Source organism: Delftia sp. DLF01, from assembly GCF_014852125.1.
Lineage (GTDB): Bacteria > Pseudomonadota > Gammaproteobacteria > Burkholderiales > Burkholderiaceae_C > Comamonas > Comamonas acidovorans.
In genome coordinates this window covers 433228-451937 of sequence record NZ_JACVAZ010000005.1, presented here as the reverse complement: position 1 = coordinate 451937, position 18710 = coordinate 433228, and the positions used below count along the sequence as shown (strand labels likewise).

The following is an 18710-nucleotide window of genomic DNA, read 5'->3' as shown; positions in this document are numbered from 1 at the left end:
TCGCCATCCACCACTACCACTGCGACCACCTGGGCACACCCATGGCGCTGACGGACCAGACCGGCCAGGTGGCCTGGGCCGCCAAGCTGGATCCCTGGGGCAATGTGCTGCAGGAGTACAACCCGCAAGGCATCCACCAGGCGATCCGGCTGCCGGGGCAGCACCATGACAGGGAAACGGGGCTGTATTACAACCGGCATCGGTATTACGATCCGGTGGTGGGCAGTTATATCAATCAGGATCCGATTGGGTTGAATGGAGGAACGAACATATCAGTGTATGCGCCAGATCCATTGCAATGGATTGATCCACTGGGATTAGTGAGGTGGGCTGATGCAGTGAATAATGGGTTAGGAATTTTAGGGAACGCGGGCGGTGCAATCGTTGGCGGCGCCTTGCTGGCGGCACCAGAACCAACCCTGGTAACAAAAGTGGCTGGATCTGCCGTGCTTTCAAAATCTGTATATGGTTTTGGTGCAAGCTGGTATGGATTTACAAGAGCCTTGAGCGATGACCCAAGCTACGATATACCGAGCGATCAATCTTCATTGCCTCGTGCACTCGTTTGTGCTGCTGGATGCAATGATGCAGGCAGAGGGGTTGCAGATGTGATGGATTTAAGTTTGGATTTAGCTGTTGGAAAGATTCCAGTTAATAATAAAATAAAACTACCAATAAAATGGGGCATGGATGTGGACCCACCATGGAAACAGCCTGTCAGCAGTATGTTCACTCCCCGGCAAAACACTGCTCTGGATGTATTGCAAGGAGCGACTGCTGCGCAAAGCATGATGAACTCCGGGTCGTCCATTTGCAAGAAATAGAAATCAATGAAAATAGACCATAAATCATCTTTAGTGCATTTTGAAAAATATTCAGATATATACGCTGGACTTTTATCTATTCTGATGAATTTAATGTTAGTTATTAATTTATTCGAGAATAGTGTAAGTTTATTATTTAGTTTCTTGTTTTACATTTTTTGTGGATTGTATATATTTGGCGCAGGCTCAAGGGAACTAAGAAGAAAAAATACTAGAGGTTATTTCATTTTCTTTTTATTCTATTTAATTCCGTATTTTTTCTCTGGTGTATTTTGTTTATATTTTGCATTATTTAATAATGCTTAAAAACCGCGAATAATTCAAAATATTAATAAGCGTGCAATGATATTTTTATTCAAGTAGTAGCAAAATATGCCTGCACTACACCCAGAATCGTAGCTGCAGACACCTTGGCCCTGCTGGGGCTAGCAGTTCCAATGTGCCACGCACATTCATGCAATATATGTAGATGCAACTGCAGAGAAAAAAGAGAACAGCAATAGCGCATCGCCATCTATCACTACCGCTGCGACCACCTGGGCACACCCATGGCCCTGACCGACCAGACCGGCCAGGTGACCTAGGCCGTAAAGCTGGACCCCTGGGGCAATGTGCTGCAGGAGTACAACCCGCAGGGCCTGCACCAGGCGATCCGGCTGCCGGGGCAGCACCATGACAGGGAAACGGGGCTGTATTACAACCGGCATCGGTATTACGATCCGGTGGTGGGGAGTTATATCAATCAGGATCCGATTGGTTTGATGGGTGGATGGAACTTATCTGGATATTCAGAAGGTTCTCCCTTGAATTATTTCGATCCAGTCGGACTCGCCACAAAGGAGCAAGTTGATACAGCGGTTAACGTGCTGAAGGGGCAATTCCCCGAAATACTAAAAACACCGAAATCAGTTACTGGCGTTGTAGGTTTATCTGGAACGCTTGGGCAAGTTCTTGCCGGCAGAACAGATCTTAGTGGGAATATTCAATACAACGCAGATATTTATGGCGAAGACGGCGCTTCCATGTGTGATAGTAAATTAGATGATTTTCTTCAAACAATGGCGCATGAAATGCAGCATTTAAACGAGAGTGTTTTGATAGAATTGGATTAAGTACGGGTCAGCTACTGAACAGAATTTCGCCAAAATTTTCTAGCATCGAAGATATTATTGATCATAATGCAGATATTATGTATCAATCCACCATAAATAAATACAAAAGCATTATAAATGGTGAAAAATAAATTGATTATTAGAGTAATAATATATATAGCTCTAGCATTGTGTATATTATTATTGATACTTGGAGATTTTAGCCGTGGAATATAAATAAACTTCGTGATCAATGATATTGCAGATGGAACAAAATAAATTACGTTTTCCTATAAAAATAGGGCATGCCTACTGGAAAAATTTGCATTTCCCCTAGGACATAGAAATGAATATGCAAAAAAGGGCAAGCAATTTTACTTCAGGCTTTGTTGGATGAAATAAGAGGCAGTGGCATTATTTACATCAACAGCAAAGACAAGTCAGTTAGAAGAAAAATTTCCGAGGATTTGAAAAATATCCAGATTCATCTGCTACTGAGTAAAAAGCCCTTTACTCCAGGAGCGAGAAGGGGAAAGATGTTCTTTTTTCGAACATGCCCACGCATGGCAGGATGACCATGCAAACTCCGGATGAATCGCAGTCATACAGTTGCTTTGAGAAAATTTATTATCAGAATAATGCTCAATAAATTTCCCAAATAATCTCATTGCAGCGTTATTATAAAGATTTTTTATGGATTTCAACATTTACTATTTAATGATGAACTTTTATTGAAAGGAGTTTTCTGGAAATAATCAAATATATTTGTCAATTTATTCTGGCAATTCTGAATAACACATTCCATTTCCAAGAGGGACACATGACCGCAAAAACCACCCAAACCCTGATCCGCATCCTGCTCGCAACCCTGTCTCTCTCCGCAGCCACTGCCACCTATGCCGCGCAGTGCCCGCTGATTCCCGATGGCAATGCCACTCTGGAAGAGTCCGAGAGGGCTGCACTGCTCAGCGAGTTCAAGTTCGAGGCGCTGGACAAGGAACTGGCCCGCAAGCACAAGAAGAATCTTTCTTCCTCGGGCGGGGACTTGTTGACCATGCGGGATCTGCTGGGACTGCAGCAACTGAGCCTGCAAGAAGAGAACGTGATGCGCATGTGGGCGGATCAGCAGCCCAAGTCGTTCTTTGCCCAGCTCAATGCGGGCCTCTATTACGGCAACAAGGCATTTGGCGCCCGCGGCAACGCGCCGGCTTCCAGTGTGACGGGCAGCCAGTGGAACAGTGTCAAGCAGCTCAGCGCGAAGGCCCAGCCGTATCTGCAAAAGGCCATGGCGCTGGATGCCCGCTCGGCCTTGCCGCAGACGATGCTGATTGGATTGGCCGCGATGGAAAACCAGGTGGGTGGGCGTACTGCGGCGCAGTGGCTGCAGGCGGCCGATCAGGCCGATCCCAAGAACCTGGCGGCCCGCGTCAATGCCCTCAATTACCTGAGCCCGCGCTGGGGCGGGTCCTTGGAGGGCCTGGACCAAATGGTGTCACAGGCCGTGAAGTCGCTGCCATCGGCCAGCGCCAGCTATCTCCAATACAACCTGGTGCTTGCCAAGGCCAGCCATTACGAAGTCGTCGACAAGGACAAGAGCAAGGCCCAGGCCCTCTACAAACAGGCCAAGGACATGTGCGACAACTCGGAGGCCGCACGGGCGGGCATGGTCAGGACGTACCAGTAATCAGGAAACAAGGCAGGCCCAAAGGCCTGCCTTGTTTTATCGCCCACAGCCTGCGGGCACACACACCCTCAAAACGTCGCCGAAGGCAGATCCTGCCGGCTGAACACCAGCGACACCTTGGCTTCTTCCGGAATGGGCGGCAGTGAAGCATCCCATTGCTGCCAGGCCTGGCGCAGCTCGGCCAGGCGCTGGGGCTCGCGGTCGCGCAGGTTGGCGCGTTCGCGCGGGTCCTGGGCGACGTTGAAGAGGTATTCCACGCCTTCGATCTGCAGGTATTTCCAGTCGCCGCGCACCAGGGCGCGCTGGGCGCGGTGCTTCATGCGCCAGCACAGGTCTCGCTCGGGATTCCAGGCGCCATCGTCCATGAGGGGCAGCAGGCTGATGCCGTCCAGCGGGTAGTCGGCGTGGCCGTGCACGCCGGCGGCGGCCAGGAAGGTGGCCGACCAGTCCATGGTCAGGTTGGGGGTGTCGCTGACGGCGCCTGCCGGCATGCGGTCAGGCCAGCGCGCCACCAGGGGCACGCGGATGCCGCCTTCGAGCAGGTCCATCTTCTGGCCGATGAAGGGCCAGTTGTTGGAAAAGCGTTCGCCGCCGTTGTCGCTGGTGAAGACGATGAGCGTGTTCTCGGCCATGCCCTTTTTCTCGAGCGCGTCCAGCACCCAGCCAATGCCTTCGTCCATGTGGTGGATCATGCGCTGGTAGGTCTCGATGGTGCCACCGTCGGTGTGCTTGCCGAAGCCGCCGATGCGCCGCGATTCCTCCAGGTCGTCGCGCGTGAGCCAGGGCCAGTGCGGGGCGCTGTAGTGCAGGGACAGGTAGAAGGGCTTGTCGGCCGTCTGGCGCTCGACGAAGTCCACGGCGCGGCGGCTCAGCAGGTCGGTGAGGTAGCCCTCTTCCTCGTGCGGCTCCTCGTTGATCCAGAAGTCGGGGCGGCCACGCGGGTCGCAGTGGGCGAAGTAGTCGGCGCCGCCTGCGTGAAAGCCGTAGAACTCCTCGTAGCCCGACATGCGCGGGCCGAAATGCGGCGGGTAGCCCAGGTGCCATTTGCCGACCAGGGCGGTGGCGTAGCCGGCGTCGCGCAGCAGCGAGGCCACGGTGGGATGGTCGGGCGGCAGGCCCAGCACTTTGTCGCCGTGGACGCTGGCAATCGGCTCCTCGGCCGCGCCGCGCAGGCGGTACTGCCAGCGGCCCGTGGCCAGGGCAAAGCGCGTGGGCGAGCACACGGCCGAGTTGGAATAGCCACGCGTGAAGCGCATGCCCTGCGCGGCCATGGCGTCCAGGCGGGGCGAGACATCGGTGGCGCGGCTGTGCGCATCGCGCGCGCCCGTGCAGCCGAGGTCGGCGTAGCCGAGGTCATCGGCCAGGATGAAGATCAGATTGGGGCGCTGGGTTGCCATGGGAGCCAGGAGACAGTGGATGCGTTGGGAAAGGGAGTATCGCCAAAACGGCGGTGCCTCAGGGCCACAGGCCCTGGTGGCGCCTTCAGTCGTTGGTCAGGTGGATGCGCTTGACCAGGGCGGCCCACTGCGCGGACTGGCCCTTGGCGCGTGCCTGGGCCTCGGCCACGGTGGAGCCGACCATCTCGATGTCCAGGGCCTTGGCGCGTTCCTTTTGCTCGGGCGCGCGGATGGCCTCGTTCATGGCATCGACAAAGCGCTTTTGCACGGCGGGCGGCACGCCCTTGGGCGCGGCCAGCAGGATCCAGAAGGTGCCGTCGAACTCGGGAAAGCCCGATTCGGCAATGGTCGGCAGCTCGGGCGCCAGCGCCGAGCGCGTCTTGCCCGAGGTGGCCAGGGCGATCAGCTTGCCGCTCTGGACCTGGGGGAAGACCGTGGGGCCAGCCAGGAAGCCGCAGTCCACCTGGCCGCCCAGCAGGTCCTGCATGGCCGGCGCCGGTCCCTTGTAGGGTACGTGGACCATCTTGGCGCCCGAAGTGGCCAGCAGCGATTCCATGACCAGGTGGCCCGGCGAGCCCGCGCCGCCCGAGGCATAGGTCAGCTCGCGCGTCTTGCTGGCGGCCACCATGTCCTTGACGGACTTGAAGCCCGTGCCCGGGCCGCAGACCAGGGTCTGCGAGAAGCGCGCGGCCACGACCAGGGTTTCCAGCGCGTCGGCCTTGTAGCCCATGTTCTTGTAGACATGGGGGTTGACGGTGAGCACCGGGTCCATGGCCCACAGCCAGGTGTAGCCATCGGCGGCAGAGCGTGCGACCTCGGCCGCGCCGATGTTGCCGTTGGCGCCGGGCTTGTTGTCCACGACCACGGCCTGGCCCAGCGCGGCCTGCATGGCAGCGGCCACGGGGCGCAGCGAGATGTCGGAGGGGCCGGCCGGCGGATTGGGCACGACGATGCGTATGGGCCTGGCCTTGGGCCATTCCTGGGCCAGGGCGGGCGCCGCGCACAGCACGGCGGAGGTCAGGGCCACGGCGGCACGCGCCAGGGCTGCGAGGGGGCTGGGCATACTTGTCTCCTTGTCGTTGTCTTGCGGCCAATGTACGCAGGCCGCAGACAATGCATCTAATCCATCATCCCTAGCGTAAACCCGAAACCGGCCCGCGAGCCCATGACCGACCTCCACCGCTGGCGCCACCCCGCCGTGCTCGACGACATGTTCCTCTACCACCTGGCGCGGCTGCAGGCGGCCGCTGGCAGCCGCGTGGTGCGCCTGTGCGAGGGCCGCTACGGCATCACGCGGCGCGAGTGGCGCATGGTCTGCCTGCTGGCCGAGGCCGGGCAGCTGCAGCCCTCGCAGCTGGCCGAGCAGGCGCAGCTGGACCGCACGCGCACCTCGCGCGCCGTCACGGCGCTGCTGGCCAAGGGCCTGGTGTGGAAAGAGAGCCAGGTGGGCGATGCGCGCCGCGCACTGCTGCGCCTGAGCGACACGGGCCGCGCCCTGCATGCCGAGCTGTTCCCGCAGGTGCAGGCCATCAACCGCGAGCTCATGGACGCCGTGCCCGAGCCCGAGCTGCAGGCCATGGCCAGCGCCTTTGCCCGCATCCGTACGCGGGCGCGGGAGCTGGAGGCCAGCAGCCCGCCGCCCAAGGCGCCGCGCAATCGCAAGAAACCGGCAGCGCCCTGAAGCCAAGGTCCAGGAGGTCAATCACCCCTGCAGATACACCACATGCGTGTGCGTGTACTCGTACAGGCCGTGCTTGCCGTCGGCCCCGCCCACGCCCGACTTGCGCACGCCCGCGTGGAAGCCCTGCATGGCCTCGAAGTTCTCGCGGTTGATGTAGGTCTCGCCGAAGTCGATCTCGCGCATGGCCTGCATGGCCTTGGACAGGTCGCGCGTGTAAAGCGACGAGGTCAGCCCGTATTCGCAGTCGTTGGCCAGGGCGATGGCCTCGTCCAGGTCCTCCACCACCTGGATGGGCAGCACGGGGCCGAAGATTTCCTTGCGCATGATCTCCATGCTGGCATGGCAGCCGGCCAGCACCGTGGGCTGGAAGTGAAAGCCCGCGCCCAGGTCTGCGGCCTGCCCGCCCGTGACCAGTTGCGCGCCGTCGGCGATGGCCTGGCGCACCTTGGCCTGCACGCTGTCCAGGCCCTTTTGGTTGATCAGCGGGCCCATTTCCACGTCGGGCCGCGCAATCGGGTCGCCATAGCGCGTGGCGGCCATGGCCTGGGCAATGCGGGCCGTGAACTCCTCGGCCACCTGGCGCTGCACGTAGACGCGTTCGGCGCAGTTGCAGACCTGCCCAGTGTTGATGATGCGCGAGTCGCGGATGGCGCGCACGGCCAGGTCCAGGTCGGCATCGGCCAGCACGATGGCCGGGGCCTTGCCGCCCAGCTCCAGGTTGAGCTTGGTGATGTGGGGCGCGGCGGCTGCGGCGATGCGCTCGCCCGTGGCCACGCTGCCCGTGAAGCTGACCATGTCCACGCCCGCATGGCCGGCCAGCGCAGCGCCCGTGCCGCCCTGGCCATAGACCACGTTGAACACGCCGGCCGGCAGCTCGCACTGGGCCAGCAGCTCGGTGAAGGCATGGCAGTTGATGGGCGTTTCCTCGCTGGGCTTGATGACGATGGTGTTGCCCGTGAGCAGGGCCGGCGCCATCTTGCGGGCGATCAGGAAGAAGGGGAAGTTCCAGGGCAGGATGCCCGCGACCACGCCCAGCGGCTTGCGCAGCAAAAAGATCTGCTCGTTGGCCCGGTCGCTGGTGATGACTTCGCCCTCGATGCGGCGTGCCCATTCGGCCATGTAGTCCAGGTAGTCGGCGGTGAAGTTCACCTCGACCTCGGCCAGGCCCAGGACCTTGCCCTGCTCCTCGGTGATGGTGCGCGCAATGCGCGCGGCGTTGTCGCGGATGCGGGCCGCCACGCGGCGCAGGTACTGTGCGCGCTCCACGGCAGGGCGGCGTGCCCAGGCCCTGTGGGCGCCACGCGCAGCGGCGATGGCGCGGTCCACATCGGCCTGGCTGGACAGGGGCGAGCGCGCCAGCACCGCGCCCGTGGCGGGGTTGGTCACCTCATGCAGTTCGGAGCTGTCGGTGAAGCTGCCGGCGATGAAATTGCGCAGCACGGTAGGGGATGCCATGGAGTTCTCCTTGGGTTCAGTAGGTGCGGGATGCAGGGGCTGCCTGGTCCGTGGCTTGGGTGGCGCGATAGCGCCCCAGGTTGGCCAGCGCAGCCTGGCGCAGCAGGCTGATGTCTATGCCCACGGCGATGAAGCGGCAGCCCCAGTCCGCATAGCGGCGCGCATCTTCCTCGCGCGGCGCGAGGATGCCGCAGGCCTTGCCGGCAGCCAGCGTGGCTTCGACGGTGCGGCGTATGGCCTCCTGCACCTCGCCCTGGCTGGCGTCGCCCGCATGGCCCATGCCCGTGGACAGGTCGGCGGGGCCGATGAAGACGGCGTCCACGCCATCGACGGCCGCAATCTCGGCCGCATGGGCCACGCCCCGGGGCGATTCGATCTGCACGATCAGGCACAGCTGTTCATGCGCCGTGCGGATGTAGTCGGGCACGGCATCCCAGCGCGTGGCCCGCGTCAGGCCGCCGCCCACGCCGCGCACGCCGTGGGGCGGATAGCGCATGGCGCGCACCAGTTCGCGCGCCTGTTCGGCCGTCTCCACCATGGGCACCATCAGCGTCTGCACGCCCACGTCCAGCAGTTGCTTGATGAGCACGGTGTCGCCCTGCACGGCGCGCACCACCGGGTGCGTGGCGTAGGGCGCCACGGCCTGCAGCTGGCCCAGCAGCGTGGGCACGGTGTTGGGGGCATGCTCGCCATCGACCAGCATCCAGTCATAGCCCGTGGTGGCGATGATCTCGGCCGCATAGGGCGTGGCAAGGCCGGCCCAGATGCCGTACAGCGGCTCGGCGCGCCGCAGCGCGGCCTTGAAGGGGTTGGCAGGCAGTTGCATGGCGGGCTCCTTCAGTGCGTGTACGGGCGGTGCAGGGCGCACTCGGGATTGAGCTCCACGCCGAAGCCAGGCCTGTCCAGCGCCGACAGGCGCATGCGGCCGTTGACGGGCACGGGCTCGCCCAGCAGTTGCGGATGGAACATGGGCACGACCTCGTCGGCCTTGGGGGCCATCATCAGGAACTCGGCAAACGGGCTGTTGTGGCGCGTGGCCACGAAGTGGTAGCTGTAGACGCTGGAGCCATGCGGGATGACCAGGGCCTGGTGGGCATCGGCCAGGGCCGAGATCTTGAGCAGTTCGGTGATGCCGCCGCACCAGCCCACGTCGGGCTGGATGATGTCGCAGCAGCCCATCTCCAGCAGCTGGCGAAAGCCCCAGCGCGTGGCCTCGTGCTCGCCCGTGGTCACCAGCATGCCGGTGGGCACGTTCTTGCGCAGGGCCGCGTAGCCCCAGTAGTCGTCGGGCGGCAGGGCCTCCTCGATCCACTTGAGGCCATGGGCCTGCGCACCCTGGGCCAGGCGCGTGGCGTAGTTCACGTCCAGGCTCATCCAGCAGTCCAGCATGAGCCAGAAGTCCGGGCCCACGCGCTCGCGCATGGTGGCCAGCTCCTGCAGGTTGCGGCGCAGGCCCTCCTCCCCTTCGGCCGGGCCGTGGTGCAGCGGCATCTTGCCGCCGATGAAGCCCATCTTCTGCGCCAGGTCGGGCCGCGCGCCCGTGGCGTAGAACTGCAGCTCGTCGCGCACGGCGCCGCCCAGCAGCTGGTGCACGGGCTCGCCGCGCACCTTGCCCAGCAGGTCCCAGAGCGCCAGGTCCACGCCCGAGATGGTGTTGATGACGATGCCCTTGCGGCCGTAGTACAGCGTGGACAGGTACATCTGGTCCCAGATGCGCTCGATGTCGGTGACCCGGGCGCCTTCGAGAAAGCGGGCCAGGTGCTTTTCGACGATGTAGGCCGCAGGCTCGCCGCCCGTGGTCACGGCAAAGCCCACGCGTCCGGCGCTGTCCTCGATCTCCACCACCAGCGTGCCCAGCACGTTGATGCCGAAGCTGCGGCGGCTTTGCCGGTACTCGGGGTACTTGGCCATGGGCGTGGCGATGTGGTCGTCGATCCAGTGGCCGTCGGACTGGTCGTGGTAGTCGGCGCCGCCGCCCTTGAGCGTGAAGGCGCGCACCTGCTTGATGGTGGGGATCTGTGTCATGGGATGGTTCTGCTCCGTGTGCAAGGGGTTCAGGCGGCCGACGGTGCGGCCAGGCCCGGCGCCAGGCGTGCGCGCACGCCCAGCACCAGGGCCGCAGCCAGCAGCGTGGTGCCGGCCAGCAGGTACAGGCCCGCCGCCGGGGAGTGGAAAAAGCCCTCGGCCCAGTTCTTGACGATGGGGGCGATGAAGCCGCCCACGGCGCCGAGGGAGTTGATGAAGGCGATGCCGCCAGCGGCCGCAGCGCCGGCCAGCGTGTTGGCGGGAAAGGTCCAGAACACGGGCTGCACGGCGATGAAGCCGGCCGCCGCCAGGCACAGCGCGGCCACACCCAGCAGGGGGCTGGAGAAACTCACCGATGCAGCCATGCCCACGGCAGCCATCACCAGCGTCAGGCTGGCGATACCGCGCGGCTGGCCTGTTCGCTCGGCATGGCCCGGAATCCACCAGGCGGCCAGCAGCGCGCACAGCCAGGGAATGGCCGAGACCACGCCCACCAGCAGGCCCACCTTGGTGCCCAGCAGGCCCGCCACCTGGCTGGGCAGGTAGAACACCACGCCATAGACGCTGGCCTGGATCAACAGATAGATCAGCGCCAGGTAGAGCACGCGCGGCTGGCACAGCGCGGCCAGCAGGCTGTGGCCGTGGCTGCCCTTGGCGCGCTCTTCGCTGTCGAGGATGTCCTGCAGCAGCGCCTTGTCCTCGCGGCTGAGCCAGGTGGCGTCGGCGGGGCGGTTGTCCAAGTGGAAATACGCCCAGATGCCCACGGCCACGGCCATCAGTCCCTCCACCGCGAACAGCCACTGCCAGCCGTGCCAGCCGCCCATGCCGTCCAGCTCCAGCAGCAGGCCCGACAGCGGGCTACCGAAGATGAAGGCCAGCGGCGCGCCGAAGTAGAAAAAGCCCATGGCCTGCGCGCGGTGCGCTGCCGGGAACCAGTAGGTCAGATACAGGATGACGCCGGGGAAGAACCCCGCCTCGGCCACGCCCAGCAAAAAGCGCAGCACGTAGAACGTGGTCTGGTCGTGGGCGAACATCATGGCCGCCGACACCAGGCCCCAGGTGACCATGATCCGGCACATCCACATGCGGGCGCCCACGCGGTGCATGATCAGGTTGCTGGGCACTTCCAGCAGCGCATAGCCTGCGAAGAACACGCCCGCGCCAAAGGCGAAGGCCGCATCGCTGATGCCGGTGTCGGCCTGGAAGGCCACCTTGGCAAAGCCCACGTTGGCCCGGTCCAGGAAGGCCATGATGTACATGAGCAGAAGAAAGGGCAGCAGGCGCCAGGAGATCCTGGCGAGCAGGGGAGCGGGGAGTTTTTTCATGACGGTCCTGAAGGCGATGGAGAGCCATCACGCCCACAAAAATGGGGGCGCTGAAGGCGTGCTTTTTCGGAAGGCGAGAGGCGGCTGCGGCTTGGGTGCCGGCCGCGTCAGCGCGTCATGAAACAGGCGATGGGCTGTGCATGTCTTGTCTCCTGGATTGGGTCTGTTTTTTCTTGTCGCAGGGCCAATGTACGGCGCATGATCGATGCTCAACAAATCGAATTTCGGTCACATCCGATACCTTGTACTTATGCCTGCGAACACGCCCGAATCCGACCCGCCCGTGCTGCACCGCAGCCTGCTCAACCGTCTGCGCTACAAGCACCTGCACATGCTGGTGGCGCTGGGATCGAGCCTGAACCTGCACCGCGCATCGCTGAGCCTGGCCATGTCCCAGCCTGCGGCCACGCGCATGCTGCGCGAGATCGAGGACATGTTCGGCTGCCAGCTCTTCGAGCGCCTGCCGCGCGGCATGCGGCCCACGGCGCTGGGCGCGCAGCTGGTGCGGTTTGCCGAGGCCTCGCTCAACAGCCTGGACCGCTGCGCCGAAGACCTGGCCGCGCGCCGCCAGGGCGGCTACGGCTACCTGTCCATCGGCACCATCATGGGCGCCGCACCCGACCTAGTGATGACGGCCGTGGCCCGCATGAAGGCACAAAGCCCCCAGCTGCGCCTGCGCATCATGGGCGACACCAGCGACCAGGTGCTGCGCCTGCTGGACCAGCGGCGCATCGACATGGCCATTGCGCGGCGCAGCCCTGCGGCCCACAGCAGCAGCTACAGCTTCGAGGAACTGGGCAACGAGCGGCTGCTGGTCGTCGTGCGCAGCGGCCATCCGCTGACACGCCGGCGCAAGCTGGGCTGGCAAGAGCTTGTCGGCGACTGGCCCTGGATCCTGCAGCCGGCCACCAGCCCCGCGCGCATCGCGCTCGACCAGTTGCTGCAGCGCCTGGAGCTGCCCGCGCCCGCCGACATCATCGAATGCAGCTCGGTGTACTCCATGCAGCAACTGGTGCAACTGACCGACGCCGTGATGCTGCTGTCCGAATCCGCGCTCAAGGACTATCTGCGCATGGGCCTGGTCAGGGCGCTGCCGGTCTGCATCGACGTGCCCATGGCGCCCTTCGGCATCCTCACGCGCACCGACGACGCGCCCACGCAGGAGCAGCAGCGCTTCATCGCGCTGCTGCGCGCGCAGGCCAGCGGACACTGAGTTGGCGAGCCGGTTGCAATGACAAACCCGCCTCAGGGAAAGGGCACCCAGGTACCCCAGTCAACGCGCGCAATTCGAGGGTCCGGATGTGCATGCATGCGCAAGAAAGACTCTCGCTTGAGACGTACTTCTGCGACCGGAAGAAGGCCAGACATCTGAGGTTTCAGGTCAAGCGCTTCGGTGGACCCGGGCTCAAGATCTTCCATGATCTCGATGAACACCCGGCGTACGCTCGCCTCCTGTTCCCTGAGCTCCGTTCCCGTGAGCATGGAAATCCTTGGTGCATAACCAGGATAGGACCTCAAGCCGATACGGACGACGGCGCCCGCACCATGCGGAAAGGAGTCCAGAGCGGCGGTATGCCAGGCAACACGGGGAATATGGACGTCGGCATCCAGACGCTTCAAATCCCTGTCGACCAGATTGAGGCTCAGGACATCCTTTCTGCTTTTCAGTTCGTACAGCCCCTCGATTCTTGCATCCAGGTCGACGGACGGATTTCCCTGCGGATAGGCCTTGCCCCACATCTGGCCCATGGCCATGGTTCCCTCCATCCAAAAGCCCTTGAAGTGCCCAGGATGCAAAGAGCCAATGAATGCGCGCTTCCTCACTTCGATATCTCCGCAGGGGTCAGGCCCAGCGGCGCCCCCCGCGGACTCCTTGCCCTGTACGCATGCGGGCACCACGCTGATCAGGGCAGATCCCTTTTTCCTGATTTCCCGCTCGATCTTCTTGAGCTCCTCACCGGGATCGAAGATATCCAAGTTGCCCACCACCGGCTTTATCGCACTGACCAAGCCACTTTCAGACAGCTTCTTGAGTCCGGAATCCGTGACATAGAGAGCCATCTGACCCGCAGCACCACGCCAAACCGCCGCAGGGATGTACTCGCCCTCGATCCCAGCAAGAATCTCTTCTTGCTGGCTCCTGAAAACCGGCTCGGGACCCTTCTTGAGAACCTGGCTCGAACCTGCCACCTCCATGGTGACCAGTACATGCATGTAGCTGCCCACCAATGGCTCTTGCTGGCGCGCCAGGGGCTGCAATATTGAAGATGAGTCCGTTTGGCCCGCCTGGACTGGAGCCATTGCACAGGCTGCGAGGAGCCAGGCCAGCAGCAAGAAATATGGGTTTCCGTGCATCTTTCCGTCCAGTCATCCACCTGATCAATACGAATACCCTGATCCGGGCGCAGCTTGGCCTGTTCCTCGGGCAACGCGTTACTGTACTCGGCCGTCTGCTGCCAGCACCTGCCCCATCGCGGCCTGGAACCTCGGATCCAGCATGGCGCTGACGTTGCACCGCGACCAGCGCGAGACGGCCGAGGGATCGACATGGAAAACACGGCCCGGCGCCATGCTGAGCTTGCGCGGCACCAGTTGCTCGGCCAGCCGCAGCGAGTCCTGCACACCGGGGAAGGCCACCCACAGGTACAGGCTTTGCGGGCTGCGCGCAAAGACTTCGCAGCCGTGGGCATCGAGCCAGCCCAGCGCCTGGGCCGTGGCCTGGCCCAGCTTGTGGCGCAGGCGCACCAGGTGGCGCTCGTAGTGGCCCTCGCGCAGCATCACGTCCACCATGCGCTCGCAGTACTCGGAGCCGCTGACGTGGATCAGCGCCTTGAGGTCGGCCAGGTCGCTGGCCAGCGCGTCGTTGCAGGCGATGAAGCCCACGCGCAGCGCGGCCGAGAAGGATTTGGAGAAGCTGCCGATGTAGATGGTGCGCTCCAGCTGGTCCAGCGTGGACAGGCGCACGGCCGAGGTGGGCTTGAAGTCGGCCAGCGGATCGTCTTCGACGATGAGCAGGTTGTGGCGCTCAGCCAGCTGCAGCACCTTGTAGGCCTTGGCGGCCGAGATGTCCGAGCCCGTGGGATTGTGGGCCAGCGACTGCGTGAAGAACAGGCGCGGCCGGTGCTGGGCCAGCAGTGATTCGAGCGCGGCCACGTCGGGCCCGTCGGCCAGGCGCGGCACGCCGACCACATGGGCGCCGGCCAGCCTGAGCTTGCCGAACAGCGGGTAGTAGCCGGGCTCGTCCACGAGCACGGTGGCCCCCGGCGGCACGAAGTAGCGGATGACCAGGTCCATGGCCTCATTGGCGCCATGGGTCAGCACCAGCTGGCCCGGCGTGGCCTGCAGGCCGAAGTCACCCAGCTTGCGCACCAGGCTGTCGCGCAGCGGCGCATAGCCGTAGCGGCTGCCGTAGCGGAACAGCGATCCCAGCCCCGTGCGCACCACCTTCTGGTGGTAGCGGTCCAGCCGCATGTCGGCCAGCCATTCCACGGGCGGAAAGCCGTCGCCCACGCCCACGCAGTCGGGCTGGGTCTTGAGCTGCTCGCGCATCAGCCAGACGATGTCCATGGCCCGACCCAGCTGGCCCGCGTCCTCATCGGTGCGCTGGGCACCGCGCCCCGTGCCCAGCACGTAAAAGCCCGAGCCCCGGCGCGGCTCCACGATGCCGTGCGAGACCAGCAGGTCAAAGGCCGAGACCACGGTGTTCTTGGCATAGCGGTGCAGCTGCGCCAGCTCGCGCAGCGAGGGCAGCTTGTCGCCAGGGCGGTACACGCCGTCGACGATCTGCTGGCCGATCAGGTCGGCCAGCTTCTCGGCAATGGGGGCCGAGCGCCCTCTGGTGTCTGCCATGCGCCCTCCGTTCATGTTGCAGTGCGATGGTACTGTTCCCCGAAACTGTACCTTTTGAAAGCGGTACAGTTTTCCTACAGTCCGGCGACCAGAGTTTTGATCCGAGGAGATGTCTTCCATGGTTGCCGATTCGCGCCTGCCCAATTTCCGTGCCCTCACACCGGCCCAGCGCCGGGATTTCCTGGCCGATGCCTGCGGCCTGTCCGATGCCGAGCGCGCCCTGCTCGCCGCCCCCGGCGCCCTGCCCCTGGCGCTGGCCGACGGCATGATCGAGAACGTGTTCGGCAGCTTCGAGCTGCCGCTGGGCGTAGCGGGCAACTTCCGCGTCAACGGCCGCGACGTGCTGGTGCCCATGGCGGTGGAGGAGCCCTCGGTGGTGGCCGCCGCCTCGTACATGGCCAAGCTGGCGCGCGAGGACGGGGGCTTTCAGACCTCCAGCACGCTGCCGCTGATGCGCGCCCAGGTCCAGGTGCTGGGCGTGACCGATCCGCACGGCGCGCGCCTGGCCGTGCTGCAGGCGCGTGCGCAGATCATCGAGCGCGCCAACAGCCGCGACAAGGTGCTGATCGGCCTGGGCGGCGGCTGCAAGGACATCGAGGTCCACGTCTTCCCCGACACGCCGCGCGGCCCCATGCTGGTGGTCCACCTGATCGTGGACGTGCGCGACGCCATGGGCGCCAACACCGTCAACACCATGGCCGAATCGGTGGCGCCCCTGGTCGAGCAGATCACGGGCGGCAGCGTGCGGCTGCGCATCCTGTCCAACCTGGCCGACCTGCGGCTGGCCCGCGCCCGCGTGCGGCTCACGCCGCAGACCCTGGCCACGCAGGAGCGCAGCGGCGAGGAGATCATCGAAGGCGTGCTGGACGCCTATACCTTCGCGGCCATCGACCCCTACCGCGCGGCCACGCACAACAAGGGAATCATGAACGGCATCGACCCCGTCATCGTGGCCACGGGCAACGACTGGCGCGCGGTCGAGGCCGGCGCCCATGCCTATGCCAGCCGCAGCGGCAGCTACACCTCGCTCACGCGCTGGGAAAAGGATGCCGGCGGCGCACTGGTCGGCAGCATCGAGCTGCCCATGCCAGTGGGCCTTGTCGGCGGCGCCACCAAGACCCATCCGCTGGCACGCCTGGCGCTGAAGATCATGGACCTGCAGTCCGCCCAGCAGCTGGGCGAGATCGCCGCCGCCGTGGGCCTGGCGCAGAACCTGGGCGCCCTGCGCGCCCTGGCCACCGAAGGCATTCAACGCGGCCACATGGCCCTGCACGCCCGCAACATCGCCCTGGTGGCCGGTGCCACGGGCGACGAGGTCGATGCCGTGGCGCGCCAGCTGGCCGCCGAGCACGACGTGCGCACCGACCGCGCACTGGAAGTGCTGGCCGCGCTGCGCACCAGGGCCTGACCAGCGCGCGGCTACACAAACAAAAACCCAAGGAGACACACATGACAAGCAAGGATCCCGCCGACTGGCGGCTGGCCGAGGTCTGGGGCGACACCGTGGACCTGCGCCACCTGGCCTGGGCGATTGCCATCGGCACCGGCATCAGCGTGCTGGGCTTCTACCTGGCCAGCCGCTGGCTGGCCACGGTGGTCGAGTCGCGCCAGCTGGCCCACGCCTACGCCATGCTCGCGGGCCTGGCCGGCTGCGTGATCGCCGGCGTGATCTGCGCACGTGCCTTTCCGCCCAAGCGGGAAGTGACCGAGCTGGACACCTCGAACGACCCCGAATGGCGCCGCGAAGTGCTGGAGGAACTGGCCCGCCAGCCCGGAGGCCTGGGCACGGTGCAGGACCTGCCGCCCGCCGTGGTGCAGGAACTCAAGGAGCTCAAGCTCTACGAGCTGTTCGCCGACAAGGCCGGGAGGGCATGAGATGGAAACCCTGCTGACCAATGATATCGCCGTCGCAGCCGCCATGGGACTGATAGGCGCCGTGGTGTTCGCCGCCATCGGCCTGGTCTCCGGCACGGACGAGACCACCACGCTGGCCCCGCTCACCCTGCTGGTGGTGCTGCTGGGCGTGCCGCCCGCCGGCGTGTTCACCTTCTTCCTGGCCGGCGCCGTGGCCAAGCACATGACGCATGCCGTGCCCACGGCGCTGCTGGGCATTCCCGGCGACACGCTGGCCACGCCGCTGCTGCAGGACGCCAACATGCTGCGCAAGCTGGGCGTGCCCCATATCGCGCTGCGCAAGATGGTCTCGGGCGGCATCGTCGCGGCCTTTGTCGCCGTGCCGCTGGCCGTGCTGTTCGCCGTGATGCTGGCGCCTTTCGGCAGCATGATCACCAAGACGGCGCCCTGGATCTTCCTGGCCGCCGCCCTCCTCATCGCCTACTTCTCGGCGGGGCGCTGGGCCTCGGTGATGCTGCTGATTCCGTTCGTGGTCGTCATCATTGCGCTGCAAAGCCTCACCGCCAAATACGAGGTCAAGCTCAGCATCAGCTACTTCCTGGGCATTGCCATCGGGCCGCTGATCGCCGACCTGTTCACCGTGATCTCGCCGGCCGGCCGCCAGCGCATGCTGCGCGACAAGGTGCGCCAGTTCAACCTGGCGCCCGACGTGAAGGGCTGGTCGGGCTACTTCCCCAACCCGCTCAAGGTGCTGGACCGCGTGCAGACGCGCTGGACCCTGGCCACGGCCACCATCTCCAGCGCCACCTTCGTCTTCAGCCCCGTGGCCATGACCGTGGTGCTGGGCGAGCTGGTGGGCTCGCGCATCAAGCATGCCTACCACCGCCTGACCACGGTGCTGAGCGCGCGCAACGGCGTGACCGAGGCCACCTACATCGCCGAGGCGCTGATCCCGCTGATCGCCTTCGGCCTGCCGCTGAGCCCCGTGGCCGCCGGCCCCGCCGCGCCGCTGTTCAATGCGCCGCCGCGCTTCACCGTCGATGCCGCCACAGGCCAGGTGAACAACCTGCACAACCTGCTCAGCCACTGGGAGTTCCTGGGCTACGGCATGCTGGCCGTGCTGCTGGCGGCCCTCGTGTCCTACCCCTTCGCCATGAACTTCGCGCGCAGCGCGGCGCTGTTCGTCTCGCGCCGGGTCAGCCACGAAGCCATCATCGCCACCTTCGTGGGCCTGATCATCGTCATCAGCGTCTGGGAAGGCCAGTTGCTGGGCCTGCTCGTGATCCTGACCATGGGCCTGCTCGGCGGCCTGCTGTCACGCGGCTTCGGCTTCAACACCGGCGTGCAGTTCATGGGCTACTACACGGCCGTGCTAAGCGTTCCGGCGCTGGTGAAGCTGTTCTGATTTTTGCGCCGCAAGGGTCAGAACATTCTGAGATTTGGGGGCAGCGCCGCACCCGCCGCCCACAAGGCCCAAGGCCGTTGCCATACTGGGTCACCGAGGCCGCCGCTCCGCAGGCGGCTT

15 protein-coding genes and 1 pseudogene are annotated in these 18710 nt (G+C 64.0%); 8 read left to right on the top strand and 8 right to left on the bottom strand.

Annotated features, from left to right (window positions below; translation table 11 throughout):
- The 3 genes and pseudogenes from IB269_RS25740 to IB269_RS25730 form a co-directional block, all read left to right on the top strand.
- Nucleotides 1-824: RHS repeat-associated core domain-containing protein (locus tag IB269_RS25740; protein WP_192368663.1), on the top strand; the 824-nt coding region annotated here is incomplete at its 5' end.
- A gap of 503 nt (nucleotides 825-1327) precedes the next feature.
- Nucleotides 1328-1654 (top strand): annotated as a pseudogene (locus IB269_RS25735) (RHS repeat-associated core domain-containing protein); the annotation flags it as partial.
- A gap of 1081 nt (nucleotides 1655-2735) precedes the next feature.
- Nucleotides 2736-3599 (top strand): DUF4034 domain-containing protein, encoded by an 864-nt coding sequence (locus IB269_RS25730; RefSeq protein ID WP_192368662.1) that lies wholly within the window; start codon nucleotides 2736-2738, stop codon nucleotides 3597-3599.
- Nucleotides 3600-3667: 68 nt separating this feature from the next.
- Here IB269_RS25730 and IB269_RS25725 read toward each other — a convergent pair whose 3' ends face one another.
- Nucleotides 3668-4996, bottom strand: a complete 1329-nt coding sequence (locus IB269_RS25725) for a sulfatase (protein ID WP_013800172.1) — start codon at nucleotides 4994-4996, stop codon at nucleotides 3668-3670.
- 85 nt (nucleotides 4997-5081) lie between these two features.
- Nucleotides 5082-6059 carry a tripartite tricarboxylate transporter substrate binding protein gene (locus IB269_RS25720; protein ID WP_097204579.1) on the bottom strand — a complete coding sequence of 326 codons (978 nt, stop codon included), beginning with the start codon at nucleotides 6057-6059 and terminating at the stop codon, nucleotides 5082-5084.
- Nucleotides 6060-6161: 102 nt separating this feature from the next.
- On the opposite strand from IB269_RS25720, the gene IB269_RS25715 reads away from it, so the two are divergent.
- Nucleotides 6162-6677, top strand: coding sequence for a MarR family winged helix-turn-helix transcriptional regulator (locus tag IB269_RS25715; RefSeq protein ID WP_192368661.1), 516 nt, complete (start codon nucleotides 6162-6164; stop codon nucleotides 6675-6677).
- Between the two features lie 21 nt (nucleotides 6678-6698).
- Here the strand turns inward: IB269_RS25715 and aldA are convergent, their stop codons facing one another.
- Genes aldA through IB269_RS25695 form a run of 4 tightly spaced genes read right to left on the bottom strand, consistent with a single transcriptional unit; the run spans nucleotide 6699 to nucleotide 11482 of the window.
- Nucleotides 6699-8132 (bottom strand): aldehyde dehydrogenase, encoded by a 1434-nt coding sequence (gene aldA, locus IB269_RS25710; RefSeq protein ID WP_192368660.1) that lies wholly within the window; start codon nucleotides 8130-8132, stop codon nucleotides 6699-6701.
- A gap of 16 nt (nucleotides 8133-8148) precedes the next feature.
- A complete protein-coding gene (locus tag IB269_RS25705) occupies nucleotides 8149-8958 on the bottom strand; it encodes an HpcH/HpaI aldolase family protein (RefSeq protein WP_192368659.1) in 810 nt (269 codons plus the stop codon).
- 11 nt (nucleotides 8959-8969) lie between these two features.
- Entirely contained in the window at nucleotides 8970-10157 is a 1188-nt protein-coding gene (gene rhmD / locus IB269_RS25700; RefSeq protein ID WP_016452099.1) for an L-rhamnonate dehydratase, read from the bottom strand.
- Between the two features lie 29 nt (nucleotides 10158-10186).
- Nucleotides 10187-11482, bottom strand: coding sequence for an MFS transporter (locus IB269_RS25695; RefSeq protein WP_071953834.1), 1296 nt, complete (start codon nucleotides 11480-11482; stop codon nucleotides 10187-10189).
- A 205-nt stretch (nucleotides 11483-11687) separates the two neighbouring features.
- On the opposite strand from IB269_RS25695, the gene IB269_RS25690 reads away from it, so the two are divergent.
- Nucleotides 11688-12695, top strand: a complete 1008-nt coding sequence (locus IB269_RS25690; protein WP_034397782.1) for a LysR family transcriptional regulator — start codon at nucleotides 11688-11690, stop codon at nucleotides 12693-12695.
- A gap of 32 nt (nucleotides 12696-12727) precedes the next feature.
- Here IB269_RS25690 and IB269_RS25685 read toward each other — a convergent pair whose 3' ends face one another.
- Together IB269_RS25685 and IB269_RS25680 are read right to left on the bottom strand one after the other, a co-directional pair.
- Entirely contained in the window at nucleotides 12728-13708 is a 981-nt protein-coding gene (locus tag IB269_RS25685; RefSeq protein WP_318652182.1) for a hypothetical protein, read from the bottom strand.
- Nucleotides 13709-13915: 207 nt separating this feature from the next.
- Nucleotides 13916-15331 carry a PLP-dependent aminotransferase family protein gene (locus tag IB269_RS25680; RefSeq protein WP_192368658.1) on the bottom strand — a complete coding sequence of 472 codons (1416 nt, stop codon included), beginning with the start codon at nucleotides 15329-15331 and terminating at the stop codon, nucleotides 13916-13918.
- A gap of 118 nt (nucleotides 15332-15449) precedes the next feature.
- Between IB269_RS25680 and IB269_RS25675 the strand changes: the two genes are divergently transcribed.
- From IB269_RS25675 to IB269_RS25665, 3 genes are read left to right on the top strand one after another with little or no spacing between them, the layout of a single operon-like run.
- Complete coding sequence (locus IB269_RS25675) at nucleotides 15450-16739, top strand: hydroxymethylglutaryl-CoA reductase, degradative (protein ID WP_123695049.1); 1290 nt, start codon at nucleotides 15450-15452, stop codon at nucleotides 16737-16739.
- Between the two features lie 41 nt (nucleotides 16740-16780).
- Complete coding sequence (locus IB269_RS25670) at nucleotides 16781-17206, top strand: hypothetical protein (protein WP_016448616.1); 426 nt, start codon at nucleotides 16781-16783, stop codon at nucleotides 17204-17206.
- Between the two features lies 1 nt (nucleotide 17207).
- Complete coding sequence (locus IB269_RS25665) at nucleotides 17208-18590, top strand: tripartite tricarboxylate transporter permease (RefSeq protein ID WP_013800161.1); 1383 nt, start codon at nucleotides 17208-17210, stop codon at nucleotides 18588-18590.
- The last annotated feature ends 120 nt before the right edge of the window (nucleotides 18591-18710 follow it).

Coding starts and splice junctions, on each gene's coding strand:
- IB269_RS25730 (WP_192368662.1), top strand. CDS start 2,736: ATGACCGCAAAAACCACCCAAACCCTGATCCGCATCCTGCTCGCAACC.
- IB269_RS25725 (WP_013800172.1), bottom strand. CDS start 4,996: ATGGCAACCCAGCGCCCCAATCTGATCTTCATCCTGGCCGATGACCTC.
- IB269_RS25720 (WP_097204579.1), bottom strand. CDS start 6,059: ATGCCCAGCCCCCTCGCAGCCCTGGCGCGTGCCGCCGTGGCCCTGACC.
- IB269_RS25715 (WP_192368661.1), top strand. CDS start 6,162: ATGACCGACCTCCACCGCTGGCGCCACCCCGCCGTGCTCGACGACATG.
- aldA (WP_192368660.1), bottom strand. CDS start 8,132: ATGGCATCCCCTACCGTGCTGCGCAATTTCATCGCCGGCAGCTTCACC.
- IB269_RS25705 (WP_192368659.1), bottom strand. CDS start 8,958: ATGCAACTGCCTGCCAACCCCTTCAAGGCCGCGCTGCGGCGCGCCGAG.
- rhmD (WP_016452099.1), bottom strand. CDS start 10,157: ATGACACAGATCCCCACCATCAAGCAGGTGCGCGCCTTCACGCTCAAG.
- IB269_RS25695 (WP_071953834.1), bottom strand. CDS start 11,482: ATGAAAAAACTCCCCGCTCCCCTGCTCGCCAGGATCTCCTGGCGCCTG.
- IB269_RS25690 (WP_034397782.1), top strand. CDS start 11,688: ATGCTCAACAAATCGAATTTCGGTCACATCCGATACCTTGTACTTATG.
- IB269_RS25680 (WP_192368658.1), bottom strand. CDS start 15,331: ATGGCAGACACCAGAGGGCGCTCGGCCCCCATTGCCGAGAAGCTGGCC.
- IB269_RS25675 (WP_123695049.1), top strand. CDS start 15,450: ATGGTTGCCGATTCGCGCCTGCCCAATTTCCGTGCCCTCACACCGGCC.
- IB269_RS25670 (WP_016448616.1), top strand. CDS start 16,781: ATGACAAGCAAGGATCCCGCCGACTGGCGGCTGGCCGAGGTCTGGGGC.
- IB269_RS25665 (WP_013800161.1), top strand. CDS start 17,208: ATGGAAACCCTGCTGACCAATGATATCGCCGTCGCAGCCGCCATGGGA.